This window comes from Vibrio sp. 1978 (assembly GCF_033344345.1).
The window spans coordinates 1-12,048 of the sequence record NZ_JAWPOP010000038.1; the positions used below are offsets into that span (position 1 = coordinate 1).

A 12,048-nucleotide genomic window follows, 5' to 3' on the forward strand; every position below is an offset into this window, starting at 1 on the left:
AGCGATTGTCTTTAAAGAAATGGCACTGGCCGCTTGATATTGGCGAGTGTCGCACTTCGCAGTTGAATTCGGGCATCGATAACTTGTTTATGATAGCGGTTGATATAAAGCACTATTCATTGGCTTTAAACCTAAGCGTTACATTTCGTTTAGGAACACATAACTATGACAACGGAGTTGGTCGTGAAAAAACTACTATTGGCTACAGCAGTGGTCGCAGCAGCAGGGGGCGCTGGCTACCTGTACCAAAACAATATTACCGCGAGTGATGCAGGCTCACTGTTAACGCAAGTTCCTGCAGATTCACTTATGGTGACGTATCAGACAGAACCTTTTAACCATTATAAATACATGAACGCATTCGGTACGGCGAATCAAGGCTCGATTGCAGAACTTTTTGCCGATGAACCACTGTCTCCACAACAGCAGTTTGCAGTTAACTTATTCGATGGATACCTAGAGAGTGCTGCGTCGCCAGAAACATTAAAAGCTTATTTGGGCACCGGGGAAAACATTAATCCTGTGTTGTACACAATTGGTATGGTACCGGTGTACAAAGTGGATATTGAAGACCCTGCCGCGTTATGGAAAACACTGGATCATGAAGAGCAGATGAGCGGCGCTAAGCATGAGTTGGTTAAGCTTGGTGAAGTCGAGTATCGTCGTTACGAGATGACTGATTCAATTGACCCGCAGGACGGTATTGGCTTGGTTGTAGCCGTGGTTGATAACGTGCTTACGTTAACGGTTGATGTTCCGCAACTGGGCGTTCAAAACCCGATTAAAATGGCATTAGGGCTTGAAGCACCAAGTCAAAATATTGCTGAGAGTGGACGTCTTGAGGCGTTGCAAGCCAAATACGGTGAAAACAACAACTCTTTTGGTTACTTTGATCATCGCGAAGTGATTAAAGGTTTGACGACGAAAGATGGCAATATGTTTGCTCGTCAAATTAGCACGTTGGATGCAATAGATCCTGAACCAACTATTGAGGAAATGCGTTCACCAGCCTGCCATACTGAGCTTACTCAAGTTGCAGAAAACTGGCCTCAGTCCGTCGCGTTTGCAGAATACAAGATGAAAGGCGATCAGGCGTTCATTAAAGGTTCTTTTGTTATTGAGTCCAACAATAAAGCGATTCTAGATGCGCTCAAGTCGATTCGTGGTGTATTGGCTGAGTCTAAAAGTGATAAGAGTTTCTTTAGTATGGCGCTTGGTTTAGACATTAATACTCTAGCGCCATCGATTGGTCAGATTTGGGCTGACTTGACCCAGCCTCAATATCAATGCTCTTTATTGACACAAATGCAGCAAGAGATGGGCGGCCAGAATCCAGCAGCCGCTGTAAGCATGGGGTCAGGCATGGTTAATGGCCTTAAAGGGTTAAGCCTGCAAATGTTTGATATCAAAGTAGATACTAATGCTCAGCATGGTGAAGTATTTAGCCAGCTAGATGGTATGTTGTCTCTTTCTGCCAATGATCCAATGATGCTTATTCAAACTGCGCAAATGTTCGTTCCTGAACTTGCTCAATTGCAAATTCAACCGGATAACCAACCTGTTAATGTCAGTGACCTATTAGAAATGCATACTGGCATGAAGGTGGACGTGTTTGCTCGTCTAAACGAAAACCATTTCACCCTTTACAGTGGTGATAGTGCTGCGGAAGCAAGCAAAGAAGTGATGGCGCAATCACTTTCTCCAAATGGCTTGTTCAGCTTTGATTTTGATTCAGAGCGTATTTTGGAAGTGTTAGAGAGTGCGTCGTCAATCACAGGGGAGCCGGTTCCGGATGATGTTGTCAAAAGCTTACAAGGCGAGCTTGTTGGTGGTATGACGATGGACGTGACAGACCAAGGTATTGGTTTTGAGTTTGATTACCGCGGTGCAACTAAACCTGTAACGGTTGCACAGCAGTAACACATTGCGTAGAAAAAGGCGGCTTGAAGCCGCCTTTTGTTATTATGTACCGTATTAAAAAGCGAGTGGGAAGAGCGACGCTTACTCATCTATTTGAGGATGAGAGTATTGCTGATATTCAGGTAACTCTTTTCTTAAATTACTAAATGTCGCCCATGCACTTTCTTTTGAGAGTTTGTTGATCAGCCAGTTTGGCAATAGACCTCCGGGGTCAGCAAACGCCTTGTATTCCACGAGTGTTGTATCGTTTGTGAGTTTTTGTAACTCCCAAGTCGCATCAACCGAGCGAATTCGAACATAACCATTTTGTTCAGCAAGATATGAGTCAGGTGCGCTTTTGATTTCTATCGTGAATCCCAGCTCATCGACCCAGTACTTTGAGTAGGTGACCATATCCCGATTTTTGGCAGGCCATGGTGCTTTAAACTGGGTGTAAACGATGTTCTCGGTGGCCGATATCTGATTTAAAACCCGGCTATGACTGGCATTGTCAATCCAGTTCGGGATATTGTCACTGTCTTCCAGTAGCGTTAAAAATGCACCATAGCTGGTGGGTGTGAACATCCGGGCACGGATCTCAACTAAACCGTCACTATGTTCTCGGGAGTAAATTGTGATTCCATTCTTGTCACTCTCGAACTGCCAGTTCTCGTTGGCGCTCGCATCAGTGCCAGCGGATATCAATGTGGCGAGTGTTAAGGCGCCCATTCTTAAATGCAACATCATGTTAGTATCCGCCAACTTTTCCTAAATTTAAGTTTATACGATTTGTCGTAACTATAAGGACAATAGTATGTTTTTTGTTATCGTTCTGAAGGTTGCTCTGCACTGAAGCCACGTTGAATGTTGGTGAAGGTAAGCGATGCAAATATTACGATAACGATCGCTAGATGCCATGCTTGACTCAATCCAAGCTGCACCAGAGTTAAGCTGACCAATGAGGAGACGACCATTTGTCCACCACCAGACATTGCCGCTGCGGCACCTGCTTGCTTTTTATAAGGTTGCATTACCATCGCTTGTGCACAAGGTAGGGCAATACCATTACCCAAGATCATTAATAGCTGTCCTAGCATCAGAAATAGAGGCTCAACAGGACAGAAAAATAACCATATTGCGGCAGCGAGGTGAAGAAATGGGGTGCAGAGCAGCATTTTTTTATTGCCAATAATTGGCCTTACTCGGTTACAAATCGTGGTACCACATAACATACCCAAAGCGGGAATGAGCGCCCACATCGCGTATTGAGCGGAGGTCATGCCAATTTGATCTTGCATGATAAATGGCATCACAGAGACTGTCGTAATCATTAAGCTGAAGTTTAACCAACTGATACTGGCGAAACTCATAAAGTAACGAGACGTAAGTAAGCTCTTGTATTGGAGTAACATTTTTCGGGGTGACGGAATGACAGAACGTTTTGTGATGGTTTCTGTGAACTTAAAGGCGATGATTACCCAAGCCAGCGAGACATAGCCCAACAGAGAAATAAACACCATACTCCAACCGAAGTGGAAGTTGATAAAGCCGCCAATCACAGGTGCAATAAGTGGCGTGATTGAAGCCGCCATGGCGATGTAAGACATTGCCACTGGGAGTTCATCCCCGCTAAATCTATCTCGAGTCGACGCCCTCGCGAGTACCGCGCAGCATCCTGTACCTAACCCTTGTAAAAAGCGCCCCATCACCATCCCTGTAAATGTGTCACTGAAGAAAATAATTATCAGCAGACCAGACATCGCGATGAGTAAACCGGTAAGTAATACTCTTTTTCGTCCTAAAGCATCTGACACTGGCCCGTAGATAAATTGAGAGGGGCCGAAGCCGAGCAAATAAATACTCACAAGCAGTTGAGCTTGGTCGAGGGAGATGGAAAAGTCTTTTGCTATCCATGGCAAAGAGGGCATAACTAGCCCCATGCTCAACTGGCCAACGCTAATAATAAGACAGGCGAGTAGTATAGTATGAAAGTTGATTGGGCGACTCATGACTGGTCTCCATTCAAACAACCTTTTTGGCGTCGTGAGCTTAAGCCGCCTTCGTCATCCACTTCATTTAGCTTTGCTTTGACCCGCTTCACAGTCGATAGACTGACTTCGCATTGCTCTGCTACGTTTTGCAATGTGTAGCCTTCTAGCAGTAACGTTGCGATCTGTTGGTGTTTGGTTTTGTTTGCGGGGCGGCCGCGAAACTTCTGTTTCCATAATTCTGGCTGCTCTTTAATGGCCTGTCGCCCTTGCTCTGCGGCAAACAGGCGATGTTCAGTCTGCACTTTCCCATATCCAGATAACACTGTGAGTAGTGTTTGAGTCTGAACAGAACCTGGCTCAAAAGTTATTGATTCACATACAGTTTTCAATGTTACCCCTTTATCGAGTAGCATTTTTACCGTGTTCAATGCTTGACTAAAGTCGCGACCAAATGCGGTCAGCCACCAGAGCACAATCGTATCCCCAGCTCTGACGGAATCGAGCAGTCGTAAGAATGCCTCTCTCTCGGTTGGAGGCATGCAACCACGAACCTTATCCTCAAAATGCTGAGCTTCGGGAGCAAAAGCTTTTAGAGTATTAAGGTGCTCTTGGTAAGCTCGATTTTTTGGCGAATAACGAGTGTAAAGATACGTGGTCATAAGGATTATGAGCCTTTTTTTGTTTGGTTCATATAGTGTAATAGCTCATAAATATACATGGGTTCATTAATGCTTACAACACTAAATGAGCCGTTTGGGAGTCAGAGGCAAATAAAAAAGCCAACCGAATGGCTGGCTATAGCTATTTAAGCTTTTGTTGTCTGGCGCTCGATTAACTTCACTGGCACCATCATTTTTACTAGGCTGCCGTTTTTCGTATTAATTTGATCAACAATGATCTTCACGCACTCGCGAGCGAGGCGACGGAAATCCTGGCGGAACGTGGTTAATTGATAGCTTAACCATTCTGTCTGAGGAATATTATCAAAACCAATGACTTGTAAGTCCTGAGGAATCCTCAACCCGCATTCTATACGGGCGATATCCATGACCGCCATCGCAAGGTTATCGGTTGCACAGAACACTGCTTCAGGCCGATTTTTGTCTGCCAGTATGGCACGGACTTTATCAAGTGAGCTCGCGTAGTCATAGCTGGCTTCAATGATGCGTGGCGTCTTGCCGGTTAGGTCTTCAAATTCAGAGCAGAAGCCGCTTTGGCGTTCGTCATTCGTAAAGGTTGGCACTTCTCCCGTCAAATAAACCGCGTTCTTCACGCCACTTTTGTGCAGAAGTTGCGCAGCTTGTTGGCCTGCTTCGTAGTTGTCACTGATAACGTAGCTACTCCTAGTACCTTCAACAACTCGTGCGTATTGAACAATTGGGATATTAAACTCTTCACATTCTTCATAAAGGGACTTATTGAAGGTTGCGGAAGCAGCAATGACACCATCGACGCGATACTGGAAGATATTTGGGATTGAGTGGCCCTCTTCTTCATCCACTTGCCATGGAATCAATACGGCAGAATAACCTTTTTTCTGTAACTCACTGGAAATTAATTGCAGTGTTTTCATATGGATAGGGTAATCCGCATCAGGAAACACCAAACCTATCAATTTCGATTCGTTTGTGGTCAGGCTACGTGCAAAGGCGTTAGGGCGGTAGTTAAGGGCTTTAGCCGCTTCAAAGACTTTTTGCTTGGTCTTTTCGGATACTGAGCTACCCGGAACAAACACGCGCGATACAGTAGATTGAGAGACGCCTGCCATCTTTGCCACATCTTTTGATGTGACTACGTGTTTAATTGATTTCATGAATAAAACTTAGTTGCCAGTAATTGAGGTCATAAGACTAGCATAAATAGGTACGTATTCATAAATGTTCTAACGGGTATCCTAAGTAGAATAATGGCTTTGGAGTATTAAAAAGCAAAATGTGGGTTAACCCATTCGATTTGCTTTGAGCTAGCACTAGAGCTAGAGCGTAGATACTGTCCGTTTGTTGGACGTACAGTATCTACGTAAAGAACATTAATTTGCTTGTTTGACTGCAACTTTACGTTTCGGGGAGAGGAGTGAATACCCCATGTATCCGATGCAAGCGGTTGCGACAAGAATAGAGCAGCCACACATAAAGTTAATCAGCATAGGAGCGTTGTCGGTAAACGCGTTGATCCCCCAAAGCATCACGAGAGAGAACACAAACATCACTAGTAAGCCATAACATGGAGCATCGATTTTGCCGGGAACGACATACCAACCATCTTCCTTGATTGGTTTATTTAGACGAGCATATTCCGCTTGCTGGCCTTTCACTGTGTAAAGATGCATTTCATCTTGTTTACCCGTCAGGAGAAGGCTAGCAATGTAAGCAACAACGGCATTCACAAGGACGCCAATCACGCAATACCAAGGCCACGCAATATCGGTCGCAACGGCTACATACCAAATCACCAAGAAGCTAGCAGCAACGCCAATCAACAAGCCTTTTTCAGTAATGTGTTTTGAGTAGAACCCAAGGACAAACATACAGAAGCTCGCACCGACAAAGTAAGAGCCTGCCTTACTCAGCACTTCCAGTACCGAGCCGGTGCTGGTGGCAAACATGATCGCTGGAATGATGACCAAAATCGCCCACGCCACCGTGAAGAAACGCGATACCTTTAAGTAATGCTCTTCCGACTCGTTTTGCTTGTAGAAGCGTTTGTAAAAGTCAGCCACAGAAACGGTCGCCATTGAGTTAAAGGCGGAATCGAGACTCGACATACTTGCCGCCAGAATCGCAGCTGCAATGATGCCCATCAAGCCTGGCATTCCATATTCACTCGCGTAATGAAGAATGATGGTGTTGCCATTTTCAAACTCTTTACCGTCGTAATAAGCGTTGAATAGGACGCCAAGCAAGATAAAGACAAAGTAAATAAAGAAGGCCACGTAGCCCATCATCAACATTGCCTTTTTCGCATCGCCCATGTTTTTCGCGGCCATACAACGTTGTACCATCATCTGGTTACCGCCATACACGGTGGTGTGGAACATCGTCATTGCGATAACGCCAGCCCATACCGTCGTTACTTGGCTTAGGTCAAAACTTGTCTGTAGGGCATCGGTCATTCCTTTCGCTTTGAGCTCTGCCATGACCTCCGTCATTGGAGAAGGCATGCCATTCCAAACGGCTTCAATGATGATGAATGCGCCAATAAATAAGATTACTGCTTGAATCACATCGGTCCAAATGACAGCCGCGATACCGCCCATTACGGTGTAGATAAGGGCAATTGCAGTGACGATCATGATGCAGTACATCACGTCGATACCAGTAATGAACTCTAAAATCATTGCTGTCGCGTAGAGTACGGCTGCCGAGCTCAATGCTTGTTTGATAAGGAAGATAAACGACAAAGTCAGTCGTGAAGCCTTACCGAAGCGTCGTTCTTGATACTCGTAGATGGAGGTTAAACCGCTGTTGTAGAAAAACGGCATAAACACAGCCACGATGAAGAAGATCACCAGCGGATAATTGAGGTGAATCGCGATAACCGACAGGCCTTCTTTGTAAGACCAAGCTGGCCCGCCAAGGAACGACATGGCACTCACGTAAGTACAAACGACAGAAATACCGATCGCCCACCAAGGGATGCTCTTATCACCCAAAGCGAATTGGCTAGCTGAAGTTACTCGCTTACCAATCACCGCACCCAATACTAGCGTTAGGGCGATGTATCCCCCAAGGATGCTCCAGTTAAGTGCGCCAAACTCATGCATAATTAGGTCCTTCTAACTGTTCTTTCATTTGTGCAAACACGTCATAGCCAAGCTGCAGCAGGATATGAACGATGTCGATCGCCACCCAGTTTTCCTTCAGTAAATCGCCTTCGCGTCGCCAAATGTCCATAACGCGAAGTTCGATGTGTTTTCCTGTCGGGGCGAGACCGAGCCAGCCACTGTGACCAGTGTGAGTACCATGCATATGTGGCCAACCACCTGTGGATACGTAGTCATTTTTGGCCAAAAAATTGACCTCAATATCGACACTTCGATCTGGGAACGCAAACACAAATGGCGCTTGATGGTGGTTACGGAAACCTTTGATACCGCGCGTAGTACCAATACCAGCAGGGCCGTACCACATGAAGTCATTGTGCCAGTAGTTTTCTAAATCCATCGAGAAAAGATCTTTGCCATCAAAACGACCCAAGCAAGACAGCATATCTTCAACCAGCTGGGCGCTCTTTTCACTTTCTTCCAAAGACACAACAGATTGTTGAATACCGTTAGAAGTTGCAGGAGAAGGAACCAAGCCATCGTGACCTAAGCTTTTACGAAGAGGGTTGCAGCCTGCTTGATTCATCGCGTCGATGAAGTCTGGGATCATGTAAGATTCGGTGATTTGGTCGTTCTCCACACACACCATTTCGGTGTAACGCAAGTAGAGTGTTTTCCCTGTTGCTGGGATGCCAAACAGTGGTTGTTCAAATGTACCGATAAAGTAGCCGGTAGAGTTGTACCAAGTGCGGCCTTCGTATTCGCCGTGCATAACAATTATTGGTCGGCGCTCGGCGTCAGGCAAAGCATTAACAAGTGGTGAGAGGAAAGATTCGTGGGTTGCATCTGGGCCATTAAGATCGTTCACAGGGTGCGCCACGCACCATTTTACGTCAGGGTTCAAAGTTTGCAGAGCGGCCTGTTTTTGCTCGATGTCTGCGGCTTTGAAGTAGTTCTGGTAGAACTGTTCGATGATGTTGAGTGACATGTTGCTTCCTTACTGTCTGTGATTTTAATAAATAGTGTTTAGTCAGCCGTTAGCCTTGCTGAAGCAGGATTTGCTTCCAGATTGCGGTCTCGTCAAACAAAGTGAATTCGCGACGAAGACCCCAAGGGCCAAACTCAGCGTGGCTGATCCCCATGATGTAAACCTCTTTTCCTGAAGGCTTACCAAACATCCCATATCCCTCATGCTTACCGTGCAAAGACCATCGAATTGCCGCGCGTGGTGACATCATGTCGTCATCTCGGCCAATACGATGGTGAACGGTAAATTGAGCATTTGGGAAAGACGCACGAAGTGCCATCCAAAAATGATCGACTTCCGAGTGTGATAGGGCAGTTTGACCGCCAGTGTATTCGCCGATGCAAGCGCGGTCGTACTCTTTCGGTACTATTGAGAACTCGGCATTCATAAGGCTTCTGAGAATTGCTTCGTATCGCTGACCATATTCGTTGTCGTTGCCTACGCCCAAATAAGGTCCAGGAATGTCGACTTCAGGTGTGAACGGAAATGGGCTTGATTCCACGCCACCTTCAAATTCGATTTGTTGGCGTGCAAACTCTTCTGACGTCATACCCAGTTGTTTCGCGATATCGGCTTGATCGCGAACCAACCATTCGTCATTGATTTGGTTATTGATAGCGTGGCAATCTGCGATAATACGGAAACGAATTTTGCGGTTCGAGGCTTGCCCGTAGAAGCCGTTGCCACTGTGTGTTGCAGTAGAGATGATTCGATGAGAAGAAAGCATGCCTTGTTCCGGGGTGCCTGACCAAATGACGTCTTCGCCATATAGCGTGCGATCGGGAAACTCGGCCAGTGTCGCCATTGTTGCACTGATCACCCCTTCGTTTCCTTGAACGATAGAGAGTGGAGTACGCACAACAATGTAGGGAGAGTAGTAGTGTTCTAAGGTGTTTAAACCTCGGTCTTCCCAAATCTCTTTTGTGATACCAAGAATGTAGTCGGGAAAATCACGCCACTTTTCATCGAAGCCAACCATGGCCATAAATCACCTCCGTAATTGAATAATTATGTTTGAATTATGTTTTGATTACGTATTCAAAATATATCATGTTGCCATTTTGTCAACGGATTGTTTTTCGATTGTTTAAATAGCGTGCTGGTGATCAGGTTTTTAACAATTGAGCGGAAAATAAACTAAAAAAGTACAGGAGAGATGGAAGCTATCTCTTATCGAGACGTGTTAATAAGAAAGGAGGTCAAAGTTTTTTGTATGAATTTCATAATATCTTATTGTTTTTTAATCGCTTAATTTATTTTGATCTGTTTGAATGGAAATAAATGATTAAGCCAAAACTGATAATCATGCGATCAAGGCACCCAAATAGACTTTATCGCTAATATTCAGCTATTTTGGTGTCAATTATCCTTATATCTTTCAAATTTTCCTTTTGCATACGAATGCTTAAAGGCTTTTTTATTAAATCGGAAGTAGATAACGAATAAGCCACTAGAAAGGTGTTTATCTAGTGGCTATAACAGTCATAAGCGCTCTATGAGTGCAACGATCAGGATAAAAGCGCAGGTAACGATAGCGAGATGGCAGGGATGAAGGTAATCAACATCAAGGCCACTATCATTGCACCAATCCAACCCATGATGGCTTTAGAGAGCGACTCTATCGGTACTTTGCCTACCTGACTTGCCATAAACAGGTTGGCACCCAGAGGAGGCGTAACAAAGCCAATGGCCAAGTTCACGATCATCACGATACCAAAATGAACGGGGTCCATGCCGAGTGCTGACGTTATGGGCAGCAGAATTGGCGTGAGAATAACAATGGCCGCCAGCGTTTCCATAAAGGTACCGACGAGCAACAACAGGACATTGATGCAAAGCAGTATCAGCAGTTTGTTTTCGGTAATCGATAGAATGAACTGAGCGATCTCGGTCGGTAGACGTTCTAGGGTCAATATGCGGCCAAACGTCACGGACGCACCCACAATGACGAGCACTGCGCCAACTAACAGTGACGACTCTAGAATGATTTTCACAACTTGCGCTGGTTTGAGCTCTTTATAAACAAACATGCCAAAGAATAAGCCATAGAGCACGCCAATCGCTGCGGATTCGGTAGGCGTGAAGATACCGGAATAGATACCGCCGAGAATGATCACGGGTAGTAGCATTGCCCAACTGGCTTCTTTTAGCGCATCAAGACGCTCTGCCCAGGTCGCTTTGCGCTCGTTACCTGTGTAGCCCCGCATTTTTGAGACAATTAGACAGTAGCCGATCAATACCATACCGACGACCAAGCCAGGAATGATGCCTGCCATGAACATTTTAGTTACCGAGACTTCAGCTGTGATCGCGTAGACGATCATCACCACAGAGGGTGGAATAATGACGCCAATCCCGCCGGAAGAGGCGATCAAGGCACCGGCAAAGCTGCGGTCGTAGCCTTTCTTCACCATAGAGGGAATCATCGTCAGGCCGATAGCGGCAACGGTGGCAGACCCTGTACCAGAGATGGAAGCGAAGAACATGCACGCCACAATGGCGACGATGCCAAGCCCACCAGTAAAGTGGCCAAAGAAGACCTCCGCCACGTGTAATAATCGTTTTGAGATCCCTCCTTGGCTCATAAGGTTACCTGCCAAGGTAAATAGAACGACGGCGAGGAGAGGGAAAGAGTCGAGCCCTGTTACCATTCCTTGGACTAAAAACTCAATGTTAAGAAACGGCAGACTGAGTATCGCGACCATACTGGCTGCCGCCAGAGCAATACCGACCGGAACGCCAATGAGCAGAAGCAGACCAAAGCTGCCAAACAAAAGTGCAGACGTCATGCGTTAAACTCCAATAGTCGGTTAGAAGTACGGTACTTTGCTTTGATATGGCGATAGCGTTGGCGTGAAAAGCGAACTCGTTCATTGCTGGTGGAGCACGCGTTCACACGTTGATAAATGCTTGTCACTAGGCGCGCGCAGCTTAATAGTGCGCAAACTAAAACAGAGGCATACAAACACGCAATAGGAATTTCCATTGCGGGTGCAATCTGACCGAGTTGCAGGCTGCGATTGATCACCTTAAATCCAAACCAGGCGACAGTGGCACTAAAGGCAAGGTAGATAAGATCAGAAACAATCAAACTGAATTGCGTCCAATTGCCCGGAAGTTTATCGATGAACACACGAATGCGGATGTGTCGATCATCTCGGATACAATAGCTGATGCTCAGGTACATCGCCCATACGAATAAATAACGTGCCAGCTCTTCAGCCCACGCGATCGTTGCGTCAAATAGGCGTAGTGCGATTTGCAAGCACAGTAAAGTTGTCATCGTCGAGATCGCGATAACGATAAGGGTAGGTTCTAGGTATTTGTCTAGTAAGCGAAACCACTTCATGTTCACCTCCAAAACGAGA

General features: G+C 45.7%; 11 protein-coding genes. 2 read left to right on the plus strand and 9 right to left on the minus strand.

Features of this window, described 5'->3' with window-relative positions:
* Positions 1 to 269 (plus strand): hypothetical protein (locus R8N49_RS22995; RefSeq protein WP_318190095.1); only part of this gene is annotated, 269 nt, incomplete at its 5' end.
* Entirely contained in the window at positions 166 to 1,920 is a 1,755-nt protein-coding gene (locus R8N49_RS23000; protein WP_081248215.1) for a hypothetical protein, read from the plus strand. The genes R8N49_RS22995 and R8N49_RS23000, both read left to right, overlap by 104 nt.
* Positions 1,921 to 2,001: 81 nt before the next feature.
* Here R8N49_RS23000 and R8N49_RS23005 read toward each other — a convergent pair whose 3' ends face one another.
* The 9 genes from R8N49_RS23005 to R8N49_RS23045 all read right to left on the minus strand — a co-directional run bounded on the left by R8N49_RS23005 (position 2,002) and on the right by R8N49_RS23045 (position 12,029).
* Positions 2,002 to 2,646: an START domain-containing protein gene (locus tag R8N49_RS23005; RefSeq protein WP_017820098.1), complete on the minus strand. Its 645-nt coding sequence runs from the start codon at positions 2,644 to 2,646 to the stop codon at positions 2,002 to 2,004.
* Positions 2,647 to 2,723: 77 nt separating this feature from the next.
* A complete protein-coding gene (locus R8N49_RS23010; RefSeq protein WP_017820099.1) occupies positions 2,724 to 3,908 on the minus strand; it encodes a multidrug effflux MFS transporter in 1,185 nt (394 codons plus the stop codon).
* A complete protein-coding gene (locus R8N49_RS23015; protein WP_186585586.1) occupies positions 3,905 to 4,549 on the minus strand; it encodes a recombinase family protein in 645 nt (214 codons plus the stop codon). The genes R8N49_RS23010 and R8N49_RS23015 overlap by 4 nt, the downstream gene beginning before the upstream one ends.
* Before the next feature lie 146 nt (positions 4,550 to 4,695).
* Positions 4,696 to 5,703, minus strand: coding sequence for a LacI family DNA-binding transcriptional regulator (locus R8N49_RS23020; protein WP_017820101.1), 1,008 nt, complete (start codon positions 5,701 to 5,703; stop codon positions 4,696 to 4,698).
* A 216-nt stretch (positions 5,704 to 5,919) separates the two neighbouring features.
* Positions 5,920 to 7,653: a sodium:solute symporter family transporter gene (locus R8N49_RS23025; protein WP_064354985.1), complete on the minus strand. Its 1,734-nt coding sequence runs from the start codon at positions 7,651 to 7,653 to the stop codon at positions 5,920 to 5,922.
* Positions 7,646 to 8,641 (minus strand): ester cyclase, encoded by a 996-nt coding sequence (locus tag R8N49_RS23030; protein ID WP_017634491.1) that lies wholly within the window; start codon positions 8,639 to 8,641, stop codon positions 7,646 to 7,648. Before R8N49_RS23030 ends, R8N49_RS23025 begins: the two co-directional genes overlap by 8 nt.
* A gap of 49 nt (positions 8,642 to 8,690) precedes the next feature.
* Positions 8,691 to 9,665: an ester cyclase gene (locus R8N49_RS23035; RefSeq protein ID WP_186585587.1), complete on the minus strand. Its 975-nt coding sequence runs from the start codon at positions 9,663 to 9,665 to the stop codon at positions 8,691 to 8,693.
* A 523-nt stretch (positions 9,666 to 10,188) separates the two neighbouring features.
* The gene (locus R8N49_RS23040) at positions 10,189 to 11,469 is read right to left on the minus strand and encodes a TRAP transporter large permease (RefSeq protein WP_005383432.1); all 1,281 of its coding nucleotides are present in this window, start codon (positions 11,467 to 11,469) and stop codon (positions 10,189 to 10,191) included.
* Positions 11,466 to 12,029 (minus strand): TRAP transporter small permease, encoded by a 564-nt coding sequence (locus R8N49_RS23045; protein WP_025768663.1) that lies wholly within the window; start codon positions 12,027 to 12,029, stop codon positions 11,466 to 11,468. The genes R8N49_RS23040 and R8N49_RS23045 overlap by 4 nt, the downstream gene beginning before the upstream one ends.
* Positions 12,030 to 12,048 lie beyond the last annotated feature (19 nt).

What these genes read in the sequence shown, in the direction of transcription:
- R8N49_RS23000 (WP_081248215.1), top strand. Translation starts at nt 166, where the DNA reads ATGACAACGGAGTTGGTCGTGAAAAAACTACTATTGGCTACAGCAGTG.
- R8N49_RS23030 (WP_017634491.1), bottom strand. Translation starts at nt 8,641, where the DNA reads ATGTCACTCAACATCATCGAACAGTTCTACCAGAACTACTTCAAAGCC.
- R8N49_RS23025 (WP_064354985.1), bottom strand. Translation starts at nt 7,653, where the DNA reads ATGCATGAGTTTGGCGCACTTAACTGGAGCATCCTTGGGGGATACATC.
- R8N49_RS23010 (WP_017820099.1), bottom strand. Translation starts at nt 3,908, where the DNA reads ATGAGTCGCCCAATCAACTTTCATACTATACTACTCGCCTGTCTTATT.
- R8N49_RS23040 (WP_005383432.1), bottom strand. Translation starts at nt 11,469, where the DNA reads ATGACGTCTGCACTTTTGTTTGGCAGCTTTGGTCTGCTTCTGCTCATT.
- R8N49_RS23020 (WP_017820101.1), bottom strand. Translation starts at nt 5,703, where the DNA reads ATGAAATCAATTAAACACGTAGTCACATCAAAAGATGTGGCAAAGATG.
- R8N49_RS23005 (WP_017820098.1), bottom strand. Translation starts at nt 2,646, where the DNA reads ATGATGTTGCATTTAAGAATGGGCGCCTTAACACTCGCCACATTGATA.
- R8N49_RS23045 (WP_025768663.1), bottom strand. Translation starts at nt 12,029, where the DNA reads ATGAAGTGGTTTCGCTTACTAGACAAATACCTAGAACCTACCCTTATC.
- R8N49_RS23035 (WP_186585587.1), bottom strand. Translation starts at nt 9,665, where the DNA reads ATGGCCATGGTTGGCTTCGATGAAAAGTGGCGTGATTTTCCCGACTAC.
- R8N49_RS23015 (WP_186585586.1), bottom strand. Translation starts at nt 4,549, where the DNA reads ATGACCACGTATCTTTACACTCGTTATTCGCCAAAAAATCGAGCTTAC.